This window comes from Nocardiopsis sp. NPDC055879 (assembly GCF_053615935.1).
In genome coordinates, this window is record NZ_JBSHCT010000003.1 from 1 (window position 1) to 20,943 (window position 20,943).

Consider the following 20,943-nt stretch of genomic DNA (forward strand, 5'->3'; position numbering starts at 1 on the left):
TCCTGCGGCACCGTCTACCCGCACGGCGCGGCCGAGCTCTCCCACCCCGAGGACGGGTTCTTCCTGGCGGGAATGAAGTCCTACGGGCGCGCCCCGACCTTCCTGGCACTGACCGGGTACGAGCAGGTGCGCAGCATCGCCGCGCACCTGGCCGGGGACCACGAGGGCGCGGCCCGCGTGGAGCTGGTCCTGCCCGAGACCGGGGTCTGTGGCGGGGCCGGGCTGTTCGACGACCCCACCGCCACCAAGGCCGACGCCGACGGCTGCTGTGACCCCGCGCCCGAGGCCGTGCGGGAGCCCGCCGCGGAACAGGGCGGGTGCTGCGGTGACCTGAGCGTGTCCGAACCACCGGTTCTCTCTCGGCACGAGAGTCCCACGGAATCCTCCGAGGAATCAGTCCTGACCGCTGAGAGCGGTTGCTGCTCCGGCCCTGCACAGCAGGTCGGGCCGGGTGAACCGGGCCGGATTTCGTGACCCCGGTGGCCTGAACGAACCAGCGGCCCCTGGGTCGGGACCTCCACCGGTGGTTCACATGAACCGGCCCGGACACGACGACGTCGACACGGTGTCCTTCGGTGGGCATGGTCATCCTTTCCCGGTCGTCCGGGAAGTCCGAAACCAGGAGGGGCAAGGCCGGGGCTCGGGAGCGCAGACCTGCCGATACGAGGCCTGCGTTCCCGAGGACACTCCCCTACCGGCGTTCGGGGGTGAAGCGCTTGCGCCAGGCCAGGGATACGTAGACCAGGGCGATGAGCACCGGGACCTCGATGAGCGGACCGACCACCCCGGCCAGTGCCTGACCGGAGGTGACCCCGAAGGTCGTGATCGCCACCGCGATGGCCAGCTCGAAGTTGTTGCCCGCCGCGGTGAAGGCCAGCGTGGTGGTGCGGTCGTAGTCCATCCCGATCGCCTTGGCGAAGGCGAAGGTGCCGAACCACATCAGGACGAAGTAGGCCAGCAGCGGCACCGCGATGCGGGCCACGTCCAGCGGTTGACCGATGATCCGCTCCCCCTGCAAGGCGAAGAGCAGCACGATGGTGAACAGCAGCCCGTAGAGCGCCCACGGCCCGATCCGGGGCAGGAAGTGGGTTTCGTAGCGCTCGCGTCCCATCTTCCCCTCACCGAGCCGGCGGGTGAGGAACCCCGCGGCGAGAGGAATGCCGAGGAAGATCACCACGTTCAGCGCGATCGACCAGGGGGACACATCCAGCCCGCCGGTGTCCAGGCCCAACCATCCGGGCAGCAGGTCCAGGTAGAACCAGCCCAGCGCACCGAAGAGCAGGACCTGGAAGACCGAGTTCAGGGCCACCAGCACGGCGGCGGCCTCGCGATGCCCGCACGCCAGGTCGTTCCAGATGACGACCATGGCGATACAGCGGGCCAGGCCGACGATGATCAGTCCGGTGCGGTACTCGGGTAGGTCCGCCAGGAAGATCCAGGCCAGCGCGAACATCACCGCCGGGCCGACCACCCAGTTGATCACCAGGGAGGACAGGAGCAGGCGGCGGTCGCGGGTGACGGTGTCCAGGCGGTCGTAGCGGACCTTGGCCAGCACCGGGTACATCATGACCAGCAGTCCCAGGGCGATGGGCAGGGAGATCCCGCCGACCTCCAGCGCGGCCAGGAGTTCGTTCAGACCGGGAACCAGTCGTCCCAGGCCCAGGCCGACGGCCATGGCGAGCAGAATCCACACGGCCAGGAACCGGTCCAGGGTGGACAGCTTCGCCACCGCGGAGGCGCTGATCTCGCGTGTGGTGCTCTCCGAGCGCCCCATCAACAGGCCCGCTTGTTCTGTGCGGCGTCAGTGGAGCGGGCGGTGGCGGCCAACGCGGACAGCCCTTCGGAGAGCGCCTCCAGGGCCTCCGGGCGCAACCGGTAGTAGGTGAACCGGCCGCATGGTTCGGTCTCCACCACCCCGGCCTCGCGCAGCAGGCGCAGATGGTTGGACAGGTTGGTCTGGCGGGCGCCGGTCTCCTCCACCAGGTGGGTGGTGCACAGGGTCTCGTGGGCGAGCAGGGACACGATCCGCATTCTGAGCGGGTCGGCCAGGGCCTTCATTGGATCAGTATCGACTGACGTCAGCATGCGCTGATATTATCTCATCAGCCTCCCCTGATACGTTTCCCGTCGCTCCGAAGTAGAGGAACACCCGCCATGACCGGCACCGGCAAGCCGTCCGTCCTTTTCGTCTGCGTGCACAACGCCGGACGCTCCCAGATGGCCGCCGCCTGGCTACGCCACCTGTCCGAGGGTCGGATCGAGGTCCGCTCGGCCGGCTCGGCCCCCGCCGACACGCTCAACCCCGCGGTCGTCGAGGCCATGGCCGAGGTCGGTATCGACATCACCGACCAGAACCCCAAGGTCCTCACCGTCGACGCGGTCGAGGCCTCCGACGTGTGCGTGACGATGGGCTGCGGCGACACCTGCCCGTTCTTTCCCGGCAAGCGCTACCTCGACTGGGAACTCCCCGACCCCGCGGGACAGGGCGTGGAAGCCGCCCGCCCCATCCGCGATGACATCCGCGAACGCGTCGAAGGACTCATCGACGAACTACTCCCCCGCTGACCATTTCCACCGCGGGCGCGAGGGCCACTTCCAGACGCCCACCCGCCCCGCACCGCCACGGCACGAGACGGGTGGCGATACGAGCAGGCGATCCACCAGGACACACCCACACCTGTCGACTACGTGTGGCTATGGAAGTATCCGCCCTCCTCGTCCGCGTGAAAGTGAGGAGCCATGGGGCCGGGGTCGGTGGGCACGTGGGCCCCGGCGAGATGCCGGCGGCGCAGGGCGCGCACCCACTCTCCCAGCTGCTCGACGGTGTCCTCGTGCTTCCTCGAAAGCGCCAACACCGGGGCGCCCTCCCGGGCACGTGTGGCGTCCTCGATCATCCGCGCGACATCGACGTCGACGTGGTCGGCCAAGTCGATCTTGTTGACGATCAGCAGATCCGCACGTCCGATCCCCGGCCCTCCCTTGCGTGCCACGTCGCCACCACCGGCCACGTCGAGGACAAAGAACTGCGCGTCCACGAGCGATGGTGAGAACGTCGCGGTGAGGTTGTCGCCCCCGGACTCGACCAGAACGATGTCCAGTGGAGCGAAGTCCTGCTCCAGGTCCTCGACGGCGAGCAGGTTCATGGTGACGTCGTCACGAATGGCGGTGTGCGGGCAGGCTCCGGTTTCGACGGCGCGGATCCGCTCGTCCGGCAGCACCCCCTCGGCCTTGAGGAAACGCGCGTCCTCGTCGGTGTAGATGTCGTTGGTGATGACCCCGATGCGCATTTCCTCGGACAGCGTCCGGCACAGCGTGGCGATCACCGAGCTCTTCCCGGTGCCGACCGGCCCGGCCACTCCCAGACGCAGCGACCGGGACCTCGATGCCTCGACGTTCTGCTTCTCATCGGTGGTGTTCTCAATACCCATGGTTCTCCTGTGTGTGGTCGATGCCGGCGTTCAGCTCGGCCGGCCCGGAAAAGCGTCTGCTCTCGCGCGAGCCCTCCCATCAGCTCTGAGCCCATGGTGGCCCCAGAGACTTCAGGGCGTTCACGGTGGAGCGGCCGACGGCGAGATTGTCCTCTCCCACCGAGCTGATCTGGACGGTGTCGGGGGCGATCCCCATGATCACCGTGGAGTCGTCGACGATCTCGGAACGCGCCCCCAGCGCCGCAGAGCCCGCGCCGATGGCGCTGCCCGGGTCCACCACCAGGGTGCTGCCCACACATTTGGCGGAACCGGCCACTGCCGGGGTGTTCCAACCGATGTGCCGCCCACCGAGGCGCAGTTCCTGGTCGTAGAGGACGCCACCTCCGCGGGTTACGCGCACCCGTTGGGCGATAGCACCCGGTCGTTCACCGTGTCGTCCCATGATGAGCTCCTCACGCAGAAGAACACGTGCGCTCCGGGCCAGTCGCACCCGCACCTCCTGCCGGTGATCGCAGCCGCGGGCGGCGATCACCGGTTCGGGAAGCCAGATGAAGCTGGCCCCTTCCCCGACCTGGACGTCGATCGACATCAGCGACCGGTCCCCGGTGGTCCCCGGCAGAGCCAGGGTCGCGGAGATCTCGTTGAGCACCAGCGAGGCACCGTCCCCGATGACGACTTCGAGGTGCAGCCGGTCACCACCCAGCGGGCCCGCCGTGCCCGCGGACAGCGAGACACGGGCGACGCCGGCCTGGTGATGGGCCCATGGCTCGAAGCCCTTGGCGTGGGTGGGCCGCAACACCAGCTGGCCCTCTGAGCGCATCCGGCTCAGTCGATTGGTGCCTCGACCATCGAGCTCACAGGTCAGCGCCGCCGAGGCGGACATCCATGAAGGTGACGACCTCGCCTTCCGCACGCCTTGCGGAGCGACCGGCGTGTCAGGACGCAAAGAGTCTCGCCTCCTGAGTCTCGTGGACTTCGGCCACGTGGTCTGACAACGGAGCACCGAAGGATGGTAGGTCCTCCGGTTCATCCCAGGCCCGCTCGGCGGCGTCTTCGGCGATCTCGTCGAGGACACCGCGCAGATCGGCGATGACCCGATAAGCGTCGAACGGGTCGACGCTCATCAACTTCACCACCGCCGACGCCGGGCCGGACACGGCATCGTGGAGTACACCCCGGGCGGCGTCGATCGGCGCGAGGTCCAACATCGCCGCCCCGGCGCCGAAGGCCACCGGGTGGTTGGTTCTCTGCGGCATCCGCTGCTGCAGCGGATGCGGGTTCACAGCCTTCAGGGCGCGCAGCAACTGGCGACCCAAGGCGTGTGAGACCTTCCGCAGCGCCGGTGAGGGGGTCCGGGCGTCCAGCTCCGCGTCGAGCGACACCAGCCGATTCAGGGCCTGCCGCCGGTCATCGAGGTCGGCCTCGGGCTCCGCGCTCCGACGCAGGGTCGCACAGGCGGCCGCGGCGAAGGCGGCGTTCATCGCCCCTGTCGTCCTCATCCGTCCGGTGAGGAAGTGTCCGAGGTCCGCGGTGTCACGGACCCTACCGGTACGGATGGCCGATTCGAGTCCACCGGAATGGGCGTACCCGCCGGCGGGCAGACGCCCGTCGGTGAGCAACAGCAACCCCGCACCACCATGTGCCATCCCGCGTGGTCTCCGTCATCTCGTCGCAGCCGATATCGATTCAGAACAGGTAATAGCGCTGGCTCATCGGAACCTCGGAGGCGGGCTGATGCTCGATGAGCTCACCGTCGACGGTCACCCCATAGGTGTCCGGGTTCACCGAGATCTCCGGCAACGCGGCGTTCTCCGGCATGTCCGCCTTCGTGCGACCACGGACGGACTCCACGGCGACCATCCCACGAACGACGTCGAGTTTCTCCGGCAAACCCGCGTCCAGGGCGGCCTGGGACACGAACGCCACGGACGTCGACGCCGCGGCGCGGGTGTGATCGTTGAAACCAGGGCGCGGCATGACCGGTTGCGGGGTGGGGATGGAGCCGTTGGGATCGCCCAACGCGGCCGAGGCGGCCATACCGCCCTTGATGACCGTGTGCGGACGTACGCCGAACATCGCCGGTTGCCACAGCACCACGTCGGCCATCTTGCCGATCTCGACGGACCCGATGTGCGGTTCCAGGCCGTGGGCCACCGCCGGACAGATCGTGTACTTGGCGACGTACCGGCGGGCCCGGTGGTTGTCCGCGTGGGCGTCCCCGGGCAGGGACCCGCGCAGCTCCTTCATGCGGTGGGCGGTTTGCCAGGTGCGGGAGATGACCTCCCCGATGCGGCCCATCGCGTTGGCGTCGGATGAGACGATCGACAACGCGCCGATGTCCTGCAGGAAGTCCTCGGCCGCGATGGTTCCGGCACGCACGCGGGACTCCGCGAAAGCCAGGTCGTTGGGCACCTGCGGGTTCAGATGATGGGCCACCATGACCATGTCCAGGTGCTCGTCGACCGTATTGACCGTGAAGGGCCGTGTCGGGTTGGTCGATGCGGGCAGCACGTTGGAGTAGCCCGCGATCCGGATGATGTCCGGAGCGTGGCCGCCGCCGGCGCCCTCGGTGTGGTACGAGTGGAACGTTCGACCATCGACCGCGCGCATCAGGTCCTCGACGAACCCGGCCTCGTTGAGAGTGTCGGAGTGGACGGCGACCTGTACCCCGGAGTCGTCCGCGGCGCGCAGAGCGGCGTCGATGACCGCCGGGGTGGCGCCCCAGTCCTCGTGGACCTTCAGCCCACCCGCGCCGGCACGGATCTGCTCCCAAAGCGCCTCTTGGGAGACGGTGTTCCCGCGGGCGAGCATCAGGTAGTTCACCGGCCACGGGTCCATCGCCTCGAACATGCGGTGCAGCCACCACTCGCCCGGCGTCGCCAAGGTCGCCTTGGACCCTTCGAAGGGACCTGTACCGCCACCGACCACCGTGGTGGTTCCGGTCTGGATCGCCACACGAAACATGTCGGGGCCCACGTAATGTACGTGTGTGTCGATGGCACCGGCGGTCATGATCATGCCGTTGCCGGACATGATCTCGGTGGAGGGACCGATCACCAGGTCGGGGTCGACGCCGTCCATGGTGTCCGGGTTGCCGGCCTTGCCGATTCCACAGATGCGGCCGTCTCGGACGCCGACATCGGCCTTGACCACACCCCAATGGTCCAGGATCACCGCACCGGTGATGACCAGGTCCGGGGTGCCCTCGGCGCGTGTCACGGTGGACTGCCCCATCGATTCGCGAATCGATTTCCCGCCACCGAAGACGACCTCGTCTCCGCCTGCGCAACGGTCCTCCTCGATCTCGATCAGCAGGTTGGTGTCGGCCAGGCGTATACGATCGCCGGTGGTCGGACCGTAGGACGACACGTACTCGGCACGTGGGATCTCAGCCATCCAGCGCTCCTCCGCACAGACCGCGCAGGCCCGGAACGATTCGTCGTCCCCTGATCGCGACCAACTCCACTTCGACGACGGCCCCCGGCTCGAAACGCACCGCGCCGCCGGAGAGCACGTTCAGTCTGCGCCCCCAGGCGGCGTCACGGTCGAAGTCGAGGGCGGCGTTGACTTCGGCGAAGTGGTAGTGGCTCCCGACTTGAATCGGGCGGTCGGCGGTGTTCAGGACTCGAACTTCGGTGACGTCCAGACCCTGGTTGATGCTCACCGGGTCATCACCGAGCAGCAACTCGCCCGGGATGATGCCGGGCTCACCCGCGTCGACGTGGGTGTCCTCGCGCAACGGAGACTGGCGCATGCCCGTACCAGGGCGGCGTGGCTCCGAGGGACCGGAATACCCTGATGAATGGGCACGGTCGGCGTCCGAGTCGAAACTCCCACGCTCTGGCGCACCCTCTTGGGGGTAGTCACGGCCCGGCGCGTCGGAGGGGTGCTCCCACTTCTGATGATCGTCGCTCATGGGATCGGCCCCGTCACGGTCACGAGCTTCGTACCATCGGGGAAAGTGGCCTCTACCTGCACCTGGGCCAGCATCTCCGGCACTCCGGCCATCACATCGTCACGGGCCAGCACCGTGCGGCCGTATTCCATCAGGTCTGCCACCGAGCGACCATCGCGGGCACCCTCGTACAGCGCCGAGGAGATGACGGCCGTAGCCTCGGGCAGATTCAGCCGCAGTCCCCTCCCCCGTCGTTCCCACGCCAATCTGCCGGCGGTGTAGATCATGAGCTTTTCCTGCTCATGGAGGGCAATAAGCACGACTTCCTCCTCGTCGAGGCGCGGCACGAAACCGAGTCAGGTCGTCCAGGAAACCGCCCGAATCGGGTTCCGGAACCCCAGAGGTGAACCATCCATATCGGCCATTGTTCAGAGTTCACCTTCGATTCTTCGACCGTAGAGCACTTACCCGATAACCCGACGAAGACACGCCCGCCGAACTCCGACATCACCCTCGCAGAAACCACTCTAAGCGTGCGGATTCCGACTTTTAAGCATTGGTCGGGTTCTCACCAGAACCACTACCTCAAGCCAAAATAGATGGAAAGGACATCATCTGAATCGGTTGATGAGCGATTCCGTTCTCACGCGGCAATCGGCTACACCTGTCACATCCAACCGAAACACCCAATGGAGAAAGTGGAAACCATCGGCGAGCGCAGCCCGGTCAGTGACGTCGACACGGTTTCCGGGCGCCGGCACCGATGGCCGTCGTGTGCTCCGACCCGAGCAGGTCGGTACGCGGAGATCTCCCGCAGCGGGTAGGGGTCATACTTCATCCGCCGGCCCCTGGTAACGGTGGAAGAGCAACTGGGGAACCTCGTCGTACGCCGTTGCCCGCTCCGTCGCCACCCCGTAGACGCGCTCGATCGTCTCCGACCGTAGAACCTGCGGAACGTCGCCGCTCGCGCGCACCCTGCCTCGGTCCAACAGCATCAAACGGTCGCAGTACCGGGCCGCGAGATTGAGATCGTGCAGGACCACCACCGCGGTCATCTCCAAACCCCGAACCAGGTCGAGGACCTGATGCTGATAGCCGATGTCAAGGTGATTGGTGGGTTCGTCCAGCAGCAGGCAGTCGGCCTCCTGCACCAGGGCACGGGCGATCAGCACCCGCTGCTTCTCCCCACCGGACAGCTCGGATATGTCACGGTGCGCCAGGTCCAGAGCCCCGACCTTCTCCAGCGCGGCGGCGGCGAGCTCATCGTCTCGGGGACCGCGGCGGGAGAACATACCCAGATGCGGTGTACGGCCGAGGATCACCATGTCGGCGGCGGAGAGCATCAGCTCGCTCCGCGGTTCCTGAATCACCACGGCGATGCGCTGCGCGATCTGTCGGGGACTCAACCGCGTCAGCGGCCGACCGTCGAACGTGACGGTCCCCTCCCGCGGGCGCAGAGCACCGAAAAGGATCCGCAGCAGTGTGGTCTTGCCACTGCCGTTCGGCCCGATCAATCCGAGAACCTCGCCGCGGCACACCTGGAGGTCCACCCCTGTCAGGACGGGCGTCCTACCGTAGGAATGCCCGATTCCGCTCGCCGAGAGTACGGGGCGGGAACTGCTCTGTGCCGCGACAGGGTGGGAAAACATCCGTGTCATCGCGATTCAGCCCCGCGCGTTGAAGTGTTCGGCGATGCTCTCCAGCCCGTCGACCGCCAAAGGCGAGGCCGGCTCGGTGAAGTTGAACAACTGATAATAAACGTCGCCCTCCGAAACCGCTGAAACAACCCCAAGGCCGGAGCGCCGCGAGAGCGCGTCCTCGGCGTCCTGTTCCGCGCCCTGGTAGAGGACGATGAGGACGTCCGGATCGCGGGTGATGAGTTCCTCGGTCTGGACTTCGAAAACACGTTCATCGATGTCGGCGAAGACGTTCTCGAAGCCCGCGGCCGCCAACTGTGGGTGGGCCATCGATGCGGTGCCATAGGTGTACAGCGGCCCTCCGCCGGCAGAGGGGTAGAGCACCGCGGCGCTGCGGTCCTCATCGCGGGTCCGCCCCTCGACCGCGGCGACACGGTCGGACAGCTCGGCGTTGAGCGTCTCGGCCTCTTGGGCGCGGTCGAATATCCGTCCGTAACGGTCGATCTCTGCGTAGAGATCGTCAAAGGATGTCTCCCCCCTGCTTCCCTCGCAGTAGAGCTCCTGGGTCAGGACCATGGCGCCGGCATCGGCCAGGCCCGCACGGGTGACCCCATCAGGCAGCCCCAGAACCAGGTCCGGGCTTTGGGCGACGACCACCTCCTCGGAGATCATCAGGTGACCGGATGCGTCCATGTCCTCGGAGAACGCCTCTACGTCTTGGACCTTCCGTGCCAGTTCGTCGTCGTAGTACTCCAGCGGGAAGTGCCCGGCACGGGACCGCACACGGTCGAAGACTCCGATGCCATCGAGGATCGTCACCGGCGCGGACTCCAGCAGGGTCACCCGCTCCGGCGGGGCCTCGAACGTGATCTCGTGACCGCAGTTCTCCATGGTGAGCGGATAGCCCTCCGGCGATCCGGCCCCGCCTTCACACTCGACGGTCGCGCCGTCTCCACAGGAGGTCATCACCAGGGCGGCGACAACGGAGAGACACGTCAGGCGGGCCCCAGCCGTAACGGCGGTTCTGAATCTCATGGTCTGCCTCTCTCAGCGGGAGCCACCTCAGATGCCAGAACGTGCAAGCGGCTTCCAGGTGTTCTTGGCGTACATCCGTCGGATCAAGAGCAACAGGAACGGGGCGCCGACCAGTGCGGTGATGATTCCGATCGGCAGTTCGCGCGGTTGCATGAGTACTCGGGCGAGAGCATCGGCCCAGATCAACAATCCGCTGCCCAACAGCGCCGCGACCGGCAACATTCTGGCGTGGACGGCGCCCACCAGACGGCGGGCCAGGTGTGGCAGGACAAGCCCGACGAAACCGATGACTCCGGCTCCGGCAACGGCGGCTCCCGTGCAGACCGAGACCGCTGTCAGCAGTTTGAGTCGGGTCGCGGCGGGGTCAACACCCAGGGCTCGGGCCGTCTCGTCACCGACCGCCAGTGCGTCCAGGGGGCGTGAGAGCAGCATCAGCACAACGGCTCCCCCTGCCACGACAGCGACGATGGTGACCAATGATCCGTCCCAACGCGCCGGCGACAGTGACCCGAGCAGCCAGAACATGACGGTGCGGGAGCCCTCTGCGTCGTCGGAGGAGAAGACCAGGAAGCTCGTGACCGCGGAGAGCGCGTAACCCACGGCGATACCGCCGAGGAGCAGACGGATGGAGGTCGCCTGCCCCCCGGCGTGCCCGAGCCAGAAGACCAGAAGGGAGGCGCCCATGGCGCCCAAGAAAGCGCTGACCGGCAGTGAGTACTGTCCCATGCTCGCACCGAAACCGAAGAGGATCGCCGCGGCGGCACCCGTGGACGCACCCGAGGAGATACCGAGGACGTAGGGGTCGGCCAACACGTTGCGGATCATGCCCTGCAGCACCGCACCGCTCATCGCCAGCGCGGCCCCCACCGCAAGGCCCAGGACCACGCGGGGCAGACGAATGTTGATGACGATGAAGGCTTCTGCCGGGGTCGCTCCGGAATCATCGATCAGCCCGATCTCCTCGGCCGCGACCGCCGCCGTCGTCTGGGGCGGCAGCGAAACCGGACCGATACCGACGCACAACACCGCACTGATCCCTACCAAGAGGAGGAGGCCGACGGTCCAAAGCCGAGCACGTCGTCGTACTGCGGCAGTGAGCTGTTCAGGTGCTTGAGTCGCCACTCGCCACATTGTTGCATATACGAGTGGTCTTCAGCAGATCCGAAGCCCTTCTATTTCCGGTTGAAGGAAATACTATTTATTGGCACTTCAGAATCTTTCCGCCGGCTGCGACCGCAACGAACGCCCCGAGGTCTACATGAGGACCCTTTTCATCCTGTTTCCTCCTGAAGATGCAGGGCGCAACCCCGCACCGGCCATCGGCACCCACTCGTGACAGCGAGAAGCCCCTGTCAGAAGAGGTTTCGACCAAAAAACAACCACACATCAGAGGCTCCGACGCAGTTCCACACCGCCGCGCCGCCCTAGTCATCTCCTACGTTGAACCTGGCGGTCCGCGCCATCTGCACTCATCGCAAGAACACCGGATCCCGAAGGCGCGGGCCCACCCCCTCGGGATCAGCCACGAACCCGGCCTCGCGGGGACTTGAGAGAACCTGCCGCCATGAACCCTCCGATGCCGAATGGACCCTACCCGACCACGCTCCCGTCCACCCACTTCGCGAGGACCTCGCGGACGGCCGAATTCAAAGACGCAAGAAAGTCCTGCTCTCCAGAACATCAAGCATGATCATGACATCGATCCCGAGAAAGAAATGCAAGACAATTCAATCTTCGGACCACGATCCGAAGAGTTGACAGTGGCGTGCGCCACAGTTATCCTACATCAAATATGTCGGAATTTGCATTGTTGGGGCAGCGCCGATCCAGGCACGGGCTCAAGACGGGCCCTACGGTTCGAGCCGTACTTCGCGACCCGACCGGCCTGCGCACCTCTCCTGACACGGTCGGCCACGAGAACGACTCGTGGGAAGGAGCGGCGATCGGTTGGCAGGGCGGCGAACCCTGACCGAGAGCGCTCCGGGGGCATCGAATCGAAATTGCCAGGAACGGTGACCGACACTTTCCGACAACGACATGCGCACAGAGATACACGCGTGTCATTCTGCGGCACCCTCGCCAGTAGGGTGTCCTACTTCTGCCGGCATTCGACAGAGCCACCCCTGCCCTTTCAATCTCCCTGATCAACCTTCCTAACGCGCACTCGCGTCTTCGCGGACCCGACCTGCGCCTCTGCCTGAATATTCACGAGGAGGCCGTGTTTGTAATGCCCGAGAACTCGAACCCGGGAAGAGACGAACCAAGCCGCCGCCGAAAAGGTCGCAAGGACGCCAAGGAAAACGATGAATCCTTGAGCCCGCAGAATCGGACTGGCACCACGGCGTTCGGTAGCCTGGACTACAAGCATCCCGGGTATCCCCACGACACGCACCCGGTCCTGGTTCCAGGCATCGCCATCGACGAGCAGCGTCGCCGATACCGAGTCGACTGGCTCGTGTTCGCGATCGCCGGCTCACTGACGGTCGCTTTCGTCATCTGGGGCGTCTTGTCACCGGAAAGCGTCGCCGGGGTCGCTGAAACGGCCTTCTATTGGTCGACCGACAACCTCGGGTGGATGTTCAATGTCGTGGCCATCGTCGTGCTCGTCTCCCTCTTGGGCATAGCGCTCTCGCCCTACGGGAACATTCCGCTCGGCAAGGACGGCGAGAGGCCCGAGTTCAGTACGTTCTCCTGGACTGCGATGCTGTTCGCCGCCGGACTGGGTGTGGCGGTCCTCTTCTGGGGTCCTTCAGAGCCCCTCGGCTACTTCATCTCGCCGCCTCCACTGACCAGCGAGGCCGAGTCGGTAGAGGCGGTGCACACCGCCCTTGCCCAGATGTACTATCACTGGGGCTTTCACGCGTGGGCCATCTACGCGCTGGTCGGCGGCTCTGTCGCCTACGCGGCATATCGCCGTGGTCGCTCCCTGCTCATGTCCTCGATCTTCCGCGCATTGTTCGGGCAGCGGCTCACGGAGGGCTTTGCCGGAAAACTCGTCGACATCTTCGCGATCATCGCAACACTCTTCGGCACCGCCGCCGCTCTCGGTATCGCGGCCATGCAGATCGGCTCCGGTGTCAGTGTCATCTCGGGTGCCGGGGAGCTCACGAACGACACTCTGGTCGTCATCATCGCGATTTTGACCATCGGCTTTATCATTTCGGCCGTCTCGGGGGTCTCCCGGGGCATCCGCTACCTGTCGAACATCAACATCGTACTCACGATCGGCATGATCGTGATCGTGCTCTTCCTCGGCCCCACGCTGTTCCTCATGAATCTGCTTCCCTCGGCGATCATGGAGTATCTCGGCTCCATGTTCGACATGATGGGTCGCTCACTCTCGTGGGGTGCGGATACACAGGAATTCCAATCGTTGTGGACCGTCTACTATTGGGCGTGGTGGATCTCCTGGTCGCCCTTCGTGGGCATCTTCATCGCACGTATTTCCCGCGGTCGCAGCATCCGTCAGTTCGTCCTCGGCACGATCCTCATTCCGTCTTCGCTGCTCTTCATCGCATACGGGGTGATGGGCGGAACCTCCATCTGGATGTACCGGGACGGCGCGGACGGGTTCACCGATGACATGCCCGCACCCGAGGTGCTCTTCACCCTCATCGAAAATCTGCCGTATGTCGAATGGCTGCCCTATGTCGTGATCCTGGTGCTCGCGATCTTCTTCATCACCGCCGCCGATTCCGCTTCGGTCGTGATGGGGATGCTCACCACACAGGGAGATCAAAAGCCCCGCCGTTGGGTGGTCGTCTTCTGGGGCCTTGTCATGTCGGGAATCGCGATCGTGATGCTCCTTCTCGGTGACGCACTGGCACTGGAAGGGTTGCAGCAGCTCGTGATCGTCACAGCGGTGCCGTTCGCGCTCGTGCTGCTCGTCGCCATCATCGCGTGGTTCAAGGAATTGCGTACCGATCCGCTCACGCTACGCATGCGCTATGTCGAGACCGCGGTGAACAACGCCGTGACCGAGGGAGTGGATCGGTACGGCGACGACTTCTCATTGAAGGTCGTGGAATCCCCGCCCGGGGGTGGGGCGGGCGCCGACATCGACTCCACCGACGAGAGTTACACCGAGTGGTACCAGCGCACCAATGAGGAGGGCGAACCGGTCGGCTACGACTTCGGGACCGGGGAGTGGGCCGACGGCTATGAGGACCGCTGACTCCATCACCCTGGGCCCCCGCCCATCAGCCGACGTCGAGGGCCAGGCGAAGACCCGCGTGGCCGAGGGTCGTGTCCGCGGTCGCCGCGATGCGCGCGGAGGTGCGGTATCGACGGCAGTACGACGCGTGGCACATGTACGATCCGCCTCGCAGCACAGGTCGTCCATCGGTATCGCCGAAGACGCTCTCGGTCCACTCCCAGACATTGCCCGTGGTGTTGTGCAACCCGTAGGCGTTGGGTGCGAACGACACGGCGGGCACGGTGCCCACCACACCGGTCGGCCCATCCGGGAAATCACCGGGGAAGGTGTTCATGCGGGGCACTCCCTCCGGTTCTCGTACGGCGCCCCAGGGGAAGGGTCGCTGTTCGAGCCCGCCGCGCGAAGCGAACTCCCACTCGGTCTCCGTCGGAAGCCGGGCACCGACCCACTGGGCGTAGGCCATCGCGTCCCGCTGCGAGACGTGGGTGACCGGGTGTGCGCCGCGGGACTCCACCGAGGACCCGGGTCCTTCGGGCCGGTGCCAGCAGGCACCCTCGACCCGACGCCACCATGGCGCCTGCGCGACCGCCGGGGCACCGCTGCGCAGCCTCTCGGGCAGCAGCCCCTGGAACACGAGGGAGTCTCCCAACCTCTCGGCTTCACTGCGGTACCCGGTGTCGAGCACGAAGGCGGCGAACTCGGCCACCGTCACCGTCGTCGGGGCGATGGCGAACGGCCCCACCCGCTCCTGGCGAACGGGTCCCTCCCCGTCTTCGGGGTAGGCGAACCGATCCGTGCTGCCCATGAGGAACGTGCCTCCGGCGAGGCCGACCATCCGCAGATCGTCGCTCGCGGTGGCGGCGAGGCGCTCCAGCATCCTGCCGTCGGCGCCCGTCAAGCCCCCCGGCCGTCGGCCGGTCGTGTCGCGTTCGGGACCACAGCAACTCATTCGGACCCCCTTGTTCCGTCTCGTTGGAAGGAAGACTCATGACTCGGAATAGACCGAACATCATCGTGATCCAAGCCGATCAGATGGCGGCTCAGGCTCTCGGGGCCTATGGTGACCAGTCCGCGAGGACCCCGAACATCGACGCCCTCGCCGACGAGGGGGCGGTGTTCGATCGTGCGTACTGCAACACTCCGCTGTGCGCCCCCTCGCGTGCGTCGATGATGACCGGCCGCATGCCCTCGGCGATCGGCTGCTATGACAACGGAGCCGATTTCGCGGCCTCCGAACCGACCTTCGCTCACCGGTTGCGGGCGATCGGGTACCACACCGCGCTGATCGGCAGGATGCACTTCATCGGACCGGACCAGCGGCACGGTTTCGAGGAGAGGCTGACCACCGACGTCTACCCGGCCGACCTCGACATGGTGCCCGATTGGGATCGCCGACCGGAGAACCGGCTTCAGTGGTATCACGACGCCGAAGCGGTGTTCGGCGCCGGAGTCTCGAAGGCGACGGTGCAGCAGGACTTCGACGACGAGGTCGGTTTCCGTACCCTGCGGCACCTCAACGACAGGGTCCGTGTCAACCAGGCCGCGGGAGAGAACCTGCCCTTCCTGATGGTCACCTCGTTCATTCATCCGCATGATCCGTACGAGCCGCCACGCGAGCACTGGGACCGGTTCGCCGACGTCGAGATCCCCGATCCGGCCCATCCCGAGGTTCCCGACCCCGAGCAGGATCCGCACAGTCATCGACTGCGGGCGATGAGCGGGTTCGACGTACGGGAGCCCGGTATCGAAGAGGTACGCAGGGCCCGCCGCGCGTACTACGCCGCGGTGAACTACATCGATGACCACGTCGGCCGCGTTCGCGAACGCGTCGAGGAGCTCGGGCTGGCCGACGAGACCGTCATCATCGTCACGAGCGACCACGGTGACATGCTGGGCGAGAAGGGCCTCTGGTACAAGATGTCACCGTACGAGCAGTCCTCGCGGGTACCGATGATCGTGCACGGACCTGAGCACCTGGTGCCCAGGGGACGCTTCGCCAACACGGTCTGCCTGCTCGATCTGATGCCGACCCTGCTGGAGCTCTCAGGTGCCCCCGCGGTGAGCGGGCAGGACGGGCGGTCGCTGTTGGAGACAGCGCGTCAAGAGCGCGCGGGCGAAGCAAGCCCCGAGGATCGCGACATCGTGATCGAGTACCTCGCGGAGGGCACGTTGCGACCCCAGTTGACGTTGGTGCGAGGGCACCTGAAATACGTGCTGTGCCCTGGCGATCCGGAGCAGTTCTTCGATCTCTCGGTGGATCCGGACGAACTACGCAATCGCGCGGCGGCGCCCGAATGCGCGGAGATCGTTCGGGAGATGCGGACGGCGCTCCAGGCGCGATACGACATCCCTCGCCTGGAATCCGACGTGCTCGCGAGCCAGGCGAGTCGCCGTCTCGTCGCCGAGGCGCTGCGGAAGGGGCGGGTGCGCCGTTGGGACTTCGAACCCGAGCCCGAGCAGCGCTACGTGCGTGGCGACTTCTGGGGGGCACTCGGCTACGGGAAGGTCTCCGACCCTTCGAGATGAGTCCGGTACGGGTCGGGCTCACCGTCTCGTTGTGAGCCCGCCCCGGCGCCGTATGCCAAGGAGCGCGGATGGTGCACACCATCGACCACATCCGGCCGTTGCGGCGGGGCGCCACGAGGAACGATCCGTCCGCCTCATTGCGGTGGTCCCGGGTTCCGCCTCCAAGGAGAACCGGTCGACCCATTCCACACACCCGAACGGTTACCGATAGGTTTGACGAGCAAAGCGTCAGACTCATCGCGCAGAATGCGAATAATGGCGGATCGAATTCAGGAACGCGGTGGCTTCCAGGTCCTGATGTGCGATTCGGGCGGACCCGAGGTGGTCACCACGGAGGATGCGTATGACCTCATCGGCGCGGTTTTCCTCGGCTCCGAAGTCGTATCCGTGCCCGCAGAGCGGTTGGAGGAGCGGTTCTTCTCGCGCGGCCGGCGGAGCCCGGCCCCGCCCGAACACGGAAACAATTCCCATGAGTCTTGAACGAACGTCGGCCACCACGAGCTCCGTAGCGCTCATCGGTTTGCCCAGCGGCCAGATCAGACTGCGCGACGAAGGCACCATGACGGGCTGGAGCGTCGATGTGGCCGCGTTCCGTCTGGCGCCGCACCCGGTCACCCGCGAGCTGTACGGGGCCGTGCGGGGCGAGGCACCGGAGATCGACGCGAAACGGCGCAAGCCGGTGACCGAGGTCTCCTGGATCGACGCCGTGCGCTTTTGCAACCTGCTCTCGCTGTCGGAAGGGCTCGAACCCTGCTACACGGAGATCGACGAACCGAACGCGGAGGACGTGGGTTGCGACCGGGAGGCGGACGGCTACCGTCTCCCGTCCGAGGCGGAGTGGGAGTACGCCTGCCGGGCGGGGACCCCCGGGGTGCGGTATGGCGAGCTGGACGACATCGCCTGGCACCGCGGGAATTCCAAGGACGAGGTGCACGACGTCGCCACACGGACCCCGAACGCCTGGGGACTCCACGACATGATCGGCAACGTATGGGAGTGGTGCTGGGACACCTATAACCCTGCGGTCTACGGTCCATATCGGGTTTTCCGCGGTGGAGGCGCCCACGACCTGCCCCGAGCGTGCAGGGCGTCCTGCCGACGCAAAAGCCATCCGACCTTTCGCATCGACGACCTGGGTTTCCGACTCGCCCGGTCGGCGCGATAGCACGATGAGGTGATCCCCGCGACTTTGAATTGAAAGCCGTGAACCGGACCGCGTGGAAGATATGACCGTTCAGCGAACATAGACGTGGAGCCCCGGGTAGAAGACGAGGCGTCGAATCTTGCCGGACTACCGTGAAAGACTCCACGTGGTCACCCATCGTGCCGTCCTCGACGTCCCCAGGGAAGTCGTCCTCTTCCTCTCCCGCCTTGTGGCCACCGAACACAAGCCGCGCGGCACCCGCGAGGGGACCCGTGCCCCGTCCTGCCACCACCAGGCGTTCATGGCGCTGCGCCACCTCCGTGAGGGGACCGACCGCTCGCGATCACGGCATCGGCCGATCCACCGGCTATCGCCACATCGACGAAGCCACCGCCGTCCTTGCCGATCAGGCCCCGGACCTGCACCATGTCACGAGGCGGGCGTGCCAGGGCCCACTGTCGACCCTGGACAACCGCACCCTCAACAAGCTCCAGTGGGGTGTGCGTCGTCTGAGCGAGCACGGATTCGCGCTGGTCACCCAGCGATGGCGGCTGCTCCAGCCCATCACCGCCGGCCCCGGCAAGATCGGGGATGTCGCCGGAGCCGCCCTTGTACTTACTCATTTCGAGCATGGGAGCCCGACCTGAAAATCGTTGGGATCACCTCGGCGGCGACGGAATATCCGCTATCGATCTCGTCATAGCGTTCCACGGTGAATCGCTTTTCGCTGATGAACGATACCCGATCCATCCACTGGACATTCCCGTGACAGATGTCCACCGATTCGATCAGGGGCACCCGTTCCCGGCCTGCACGAGCGCTCTCTGACCTGCCCCCGGATAAGTTCGACGACCTTGATCAGCATGACTTCTCTGTTAACCTGACGCGGCGTTCCGGTGCCTCTGTTCGGGATCGACCCGAAACACCTGTTCGCCAGGAAGATCGGTGTTGAATCCATGCCCGGCTCCCCGAGCAAGGTGTCGACGGCGCCACTCGGTGGAAGTTTCTGGGCCTTCTGGGCCGCGTCGCTGACCTCCAATCTCAGCGACGGCGTGGCGATGGTCGCGATACCGTGGCTCGCGTCTTCATTGGCTCCAGATAATGCCGCTCTCGTGGCATTAGTGGCTACTTTCGGGCGACTGCCCTGGCTGTTTCTGGCGCTTCCCGCCGGGGTCCTGGTGGACCGAGTACCCAGGTTCACGCTGATGGTCGCCGCTAATTCCCTGCGCATGCTGCTCTGGGTACTTCTCGCCGTCGTGGTGTTCTTCGGCTGGGTGTCCGTCCCCCTCCTGGCGGTGTTCGCACTGGCCTTTGGTGCACTCGAAGTCTGTTACGACACGGCGGCCGAGACCACGGTGGCCTCCTTGGTGGCCAAGGAGCGGCTGGAACGTGCGAACGGAAACCTCCGATCCGGGGCCCTGGTGGCGCAGGAGTTCGGTGGCCGTCCTCTGGGCGGTTTCGTGCTGACGCTCGGGTTGTTCGTCCCGTTCCTGTGCAACATCGGTGCGCTGGCGGTGTCGGTCGTGGCTTTGTTGCGAGTGCGCGCCACCGCTCCTCCGGCCGGCGCCTCCCTCACCGCGCTCCCCGGCCCACGAGGGCTCCGTAGTGCGGGGTCGGACCTGGTCGAGGGTGTGCGGGCTCTGTGGAATCAGCCGCTTCTGCGAGCCGTGGCGGTTGTGGCGGTGTTCGTCAACACCGCCTTCGCGACCATGCTCTCCACACAGGTCCTGTTCGTCCGCGACACCCTGGGCCTCGGTTCGGCCGGCTTCGGGCTGCTCATGGCCTTCGCGGCGATCGGGGGGATCGTCGGCGGCCAGATCGTTTCGTGGCTGCGCTCGGTTCTCCCATACGGCACCCTGCCGGTGGTGTGCCTGACCGGAAGCGGACTCCTGTACCTGGCCGTGGCGCTGTTTCCGGTCACGCCGGTGGTGGCCGGGGTGTACTTCCTCGCGGGCGGTCTGGTGTTGGGATACGGGGTCTCCATGACCTCCATTCGCCAGAGGATCACGCCGGATCACCTGCTGGGCCGGGTGAACGCCGCGATGCGCACCGTCACCTGGGGCATGAGCGCTGTGGGCATGGCGCTCGGCGGCGTGATCGTGTCCTTCCTGTCCCCGCACATGAGCCAGGCGGACGCGCTTCGCGCCCCCTATGCCTTGGTGAGCGTGGTCACTCTGACCGTCGTGGTGTTCTTCGGCCGAAAGCTCACCCATCTCGTGCGCGAGAACGACGTCTGATCCGCTTCCCGCAACACCAACGAGGCCGTGCGTTCCGCCGCGCTCTTGGGCATCACCTCCACCGACCCCCGCTCCGGATCGACGTCCTCCCACCTATCCGCCACACCATCGGAGTCGTTTCCCTGAACGGGCCGGTTCCCGAGGAATGTGGCCAACCGACCACCACGCCGACGAAACCGCCCCGGACACCGTTCCGCACTCGCCCCCGTCCGCCGATGTGCCGGGCCTTCTGGTCTCCCAGGCGCGATCCGGGCACGCCGAGGCCTTGGAGTCCCTGTTCACGCTGACCCGAACGGACGTCACCCGCTTCATCGCGGGGCGGGTCACCTCCGAATGGGTCGAGGACCTCACCCAGGAGACGTTCTCCAGGGCACTGCGGGGGTTGCCGCGCTTCGCCGGGCGCTCCTCGGTGCGCTCCTGGCTGTTCTCCGTGGCCCGCTACACCGTGGCCGACCGCTACCGCCTCCAGGCACGCACCCCCGGGCGGAGTCCTTCCCTCCTCTGGAGGACCCGCGCTCCCTCGCGGAGAACGGCCGGTTCGACGAGTACCTGGCCCTGTGGTCCCTGCTGGATCAGCTCCTTCCCGACCGGCGGCGTGCCTTCGTCCTGACCCAGGTCGAGGGTCTGCCCTACGCCGAGGCGGCCGAACTGCTCAAGGTCCCGGTGGGGACGGTGCGCTCACGGGTGGCACGCGCCAGACAGCACCTGATCGAGATGCTCCGTGCCGCGGAGTGAACACCTTCCCGTACCCGACGTGAGAGCGAGACCCGACGTGAACCACGTGACCGCGACGAAAACGCTCCTGGCGGCTCTGGGCTTGGCCTTACCGACCGGTCCGACCGCCCGCGCCACCGTCGGCCCGGTCGGCGGCGCGGCTCTTCGCGA

19 protein-coding genes and 2 pseudogenes are annotated in these 20,943 nt (G+C 66.2%); 9 read left to right on the top strand and 12 right to left on the bottom strand.

The features are described 5' to 3' along the window. A pseudogene (locus ACWGKS_RS04010) lies at positions 1 to 474 on the top strand (flavoprotein); the annotation flags it as partial. Positions 475 to 691: 217 nt separating this feature from the next. On the opposite strand, the gene arsB reads toward ACWGKS_RS04010, so the two are convergent. Then, positions 692 to 1,774 carry an ACR3 family arsenite efflux transporter gene (gene arsB, locus ACWGKS_RS04015; protein WP_358511372.1) on the bottom strand — a complete coding sequence of 361 codons (1,083 nt, stop codon included), beginning with the start codon at positions 1,772 to 1,774 and terminating at the stop codon, positions 692 to 694. Beyond that, positions 1,774 to 2,058 carry an ArsR/SmtB family transcription factor gene (locus tag ACWGKS_RS04020; protein WP_358511374.1) on the bottom strand — a complete coding sequence of 95 codons (285 nt, stop codon included), beginning with the start codon at positions 2,056 to 2,058 and terminating at the stop codon, positions 1,774 to 1,776. The genes arsB and ACWGKS_RS04020 overlap by 1 nt, the downstream gene beginning before the upstream one ends. Positions 2,059 to 2,154: 96 nt before the next feature. Between ACWGKS_RS04020 and ACWGKS_RS04025 the strand changes: the two genes are divergently transcribed. Then, positions 2,155 to 2,565 carry an arsenate reductase ArsC gene (locus tag ACWGKS_RS04025; protein ID WP_358511246.1) on the top strand — a complete coding sequence of 137 codons (411 nt, stop codon included), beginning with the start codon at positions 2,155 to 2,157 and terminating at the stop codon, positions 2,563 to 2,565. 119 nt (positions 2,566 to 2,684) lie between these two features. Here ACWGKS_RS04025 and ureG read toward each other — a convergent pair whose 3' ends face one another. The 9 genes and pseudogenes from ureG to ACWGKS_RS04070 form a co-directional block, all read right to left on the bottom strand. Next, the gene (gene ureG, locus ACWGKS_RS04030; protein WP_358511249.1) at positions 2,685 to 3,428 is read right to left on the bottom strand and encodes an urease accessory protein UreG; all 744 of its coding nucleotides are present in this window, start codon (positions 3,426 to 3,428) and stop codon (positions 2,685 to 2,687) included. Positions 3,429 to 3,699: 271 nt separating this feature from the next. Then, positions 3,700 to 4,458 (bottom strand): annotated as a pseudogene (locus tag ACWGKS_RS04035) (urease accessory protein UreD); the annotation flags it as partial. Beyond that, a complete protein-coding gene (locus tag ACWGKS_RS04040; protein WP_358511255.1) occupies positions 4,364 to 5,074 on the bottom strand; it encodes an urease accessory protein UreF in 711 nt (236 codons plus the stop codon). The pseudogene ACWGKS_RS04035 and the gene ACWGKS_RS04040, both read right to left, overlap by 95 nt. A 40-nt stretch (positions 5,075 to 5,114) precedes the next feature. Beyond that, entirely contained in the window at positions 5,115 to 6,824 is a 1,710-nt protein-coding gene (locus tag ACWGKS_RS04045; RefSeq protein WP_358511258.1) for an urease subunit alpha, read from the bottom strand. After that, entirely contained in the window at positions 6,817 to 7,182 is a 366-nt protein-coding gene (locus ACWGKS_RS04050) for an urease subunit beta (RefSeq protein ID WP_358511261.1), read from the bottom strand. The genes ACWGKS_RS04045 and ACWGKS_RS04050 overlap by 8 nt, the downstream gene beginning before the upstream one ends. A gap of 158 nt (positions 7,183 to 7,340) precedes the next feature. Beyond that, a complete protein-coding gene (locus ACWGKS_RS04055; RefSeq protein ID WP_452521681.1) occupies positions 7,341 to 7,670 on the bottom strand; it encodes an urease subunit gamma in 330 nt (109 codons plus the stop codon). Between the two features lie 480 nt (positions 7,671 to 8,150). Continuing rightward, entirely contained in the window at positions 8,151 to 8,981 is an 831-nt protein-coding gene (locus ACWGKS_RS04060) for an ABC transporter ATP-binding protein (RefSeq protein ID WP_452521683.1), read from the bottom strand. A gap of 6 nt (positions 8,982 to 8,987) precedes the next feature. Continuing rightward, positions 8,988 to 9,995 (bottom strand): ABC transporter substrate-binding protein, encoded by a 1,008-nt coding sequence (locus tag ACWGKS_RS04065; protein WP_358511267.1) that lies wholly within the window; start codon positions 9,993 to 9,995, stop codon positions 8,988 to 8,990. A 27-nt stretch (positions 9,996 to 10,022) separates the two neighbouring features. Continuing rightward, entirely contained in the window at positions 10,023 to 11,039 is a 1,017-nt protein-coding gene (locus ACWGKS_RS04070; protein ID WP_358511270.1) for a FecCD family ABC transporter permease, read from the bottom strand. 1,183 nt (positions 11,040 to 12,222) lie between these two features. Between ACWGKS_RS04070 and ACWGKS_RS04075 the strand changes: the two genes are divergently transcribed. Then, on the top strand, positions 12,223 to 14,169 hold the full coding sequence (locus tag ACWGKS_RS04075) for a BCCT family transporter (protein WP_358511273.1): 1,947 nt from the start codon (positions 12,223 to 12,225) through the stop codon (positions 14,167 to 14,169). A 25-nt stretch (positions 14,170 to 14,194) separates the two neighbouring features. Here the strand turns inward: ACWGKS_RS04075 and ACWGKS_RS04080 are convergent, their stop codons facing one another. Beyond that, positions 14,195 to 15,100 carry a formylglycine-generating enzyme family protein gene (locus ACWGKS_RS04080; protein ID WP_358511275.1) on the bottom strand — a complete coding sequence of 302 codons (906 nt, stop codon included), beginning with the start codon at positions 15,098 to 15,100 and terminating at the stop codon, positions 14,195 to 14,197. Between the two features lie 38 nt (positions 15,101 to 15,138). On the opposite strand from ACWGKS_RS04080, the gene betC reads away from it, so the two are divergent. From betC to ACWGKS_RS04110, 6 genes are all read left to right on the top strand, one after another. Next, positions 15,139 to 16,677: a choline-sulfatase gene (gene betC, locus ACWGKS_RS04085; protein WP_358511278.1), complete on the top strand. Its 1,539-nt coding sequence runs from the start codon at positions 15,139 to 15,141 to the stop codon at positions 16,675 to 16,677. Between the two features lie 469 nt (positions 16,678 to 17,146). Then, complete coding sequence (locus tag ACWGKS_RS04090; protein ID WP_358511281.1) at positions 17,147 to 17,842, top strand: formylglycine-generating enzyme family protein; 696 nt, start codon at positions 17,147 to 17,149, stop codon at positions 17,840 to 17,842. A gap of 299 nt (positions 17,843 to 18,141) precedes the next feature. After that, positions 18,142 to 18,468, top strand: coding sequence for a hypothetical protein (locus tag ACWGKS_RS04095; protein WP_358511283.1), 327 nt, complete (start codon positions 18,142 to 18,144; stop codon positions 18,466 to 18,468). A gap of 309 nt (positions 18,469 to 18,777) precedes the next feature. Continuing rightward, positions 18,778 to 20,058: an MFS transporter gene (locus ACWGKS_RS04100; RefSeq protein ID WP_358511286.1), complete on the top strand. Its 1,281-nt coding sequence runs from the start codon at positions 18,778 to 18,780 to the stop codon at positions 20,056 to 20,058. A 145-nt stretch (positions 20,059 to 20,203) separates the two neighbouring features. Beyond that, positions 20,204 to 20,668 carry an RNA polymerase sigma factor gene (locus tag ACWGKS_RS04105; protein WP_358511289.1) on the top strand — a complete coding sequence of 155 codons (465 nt, stop codon included), beginning with the start codon at positions 20,204 to 20,206 and terminating at the stop codon, positions 20,666 to 20,668. Beyond that, on the top strand, positions 20,665 to 20,793 hold the full coding sequence (locus ACWGKS_RS04110; RefSeq protein WP_358511379.1) for a sigma factor-like helix-turn-helix DNA-binding protein: 129 nt from the start codon (positions 20,665 to 20,667) through the stop codon (positions 20,791 to 20,793). Before ACWGKS_RS04105 ends, ACWGKS_RS04110 begins: the two co-directional genes overlap by 4 nt. Positions 20,794 to 20,943 lie beyond the last annotated feature (150 nt).

Coding starts and splice junctions, on each gene's coding strand:
- ACWGKS_RS04105 (WP_358511289.1), top strand. CDS start 20,204: ATGTGGCCAACCGACCACCACGCCGACGAAACCGCCCCGGACACCGTT.
- ACWGKS_RS04025 (WP_358511246.1), top strand. CDS start 2,155: ATGACCGGCACCGGCAAGCCGTCCGTCCTTTTCGTCTGCGTGCACAAC.
- ACWGKS_RS04075 (WP_358511273.1), top strand. CDS start 12,223: ATGCCCGAGAACTCGAACCCGGGAAGAGACGAACCAAGCCGCCGCCGA.
- ACWGKS_RS04020 (WP_358511374.1), bottom strand. CDS start 2,058: ATGAAGGCCCTGGCCGACCCGCTCAGAATGCGGATCGTGTCCCTGCTC.
- ACWGKS_RS04080 (WP_358511275.1), bottom strand. CDS start 15,100: ATGAGTTGCTGTGGTCCCGAACGCGACACGACCGGCCGACGGCCGGGG.
- ACWGKS_RS04050 (WP_358511261.1), bottom strand. CDS start 7,182: ATGCGCCAGTCTCCGTTGCGCGAGGACACCCACGTCGACGCGGGTGAG.
- betC (WP_358511278.1), top strand. CDS start 15,139: ATGACTCGGAATAGACCGAACATCATCGTGATCCAAGCCGATCAGATG.
- ACWGKS_RS04045 (WP_358511258.1), bottom strand. CDS start 6,824: ATGGCTGAGATCCCACGTGCCGAGTACGTGTCGTCCTACGGTCCGACC.
- arsB (WP_358511372.1), bottom strand. CDS start 1,774: ATGGGGCGCTCGGAGAGCACCACACGCGAGATCAGCGCCTCCGCGGTG.
- ACWGKS_RS04100 (WP_358511286.1), top strand. CDS start 18,778: ATGCCCGGCTCCCCGAGCAAGGTGTCGACGGCGCCACTCGGTGGAAGT.
- ureG (WP_358511249.1), bottom strand. CDS start 3,428: ATGGGTATTGAGAACACCACCGATGAGAAGCAGAACGTCGAGGCATCG.
- ACWGKS_RS04040 (WP_358511255.1), bottom strand. CDS start 5,074: ATGGCACATGGTGGTGCGGGGTTGCTGTTGCTCACCGACGGGCGTCTG.
- ACWGKS_RS04060 (WP_452521683.1), bottom strand. CDS start 8,981: ATGACACGGATGTTTTCCCACCCTGTCGCGGCACAGAGCAGTTCCCGC.
- ACWGKS_RS04065 (WP_358511267.1), bottom strand. CDS start 9,995: ATGAGATTCAGAACCGCCGTTACGGCTGGGGCCCGCCTGACGTGTCTC.
- ACWGKS_RS04090 (WP_358511281.1), top strand. CDS start 17,147: ATGAGTCTTGAACGAACGTCGGCCACCACGAGCTCCGTAGCGCTCATC.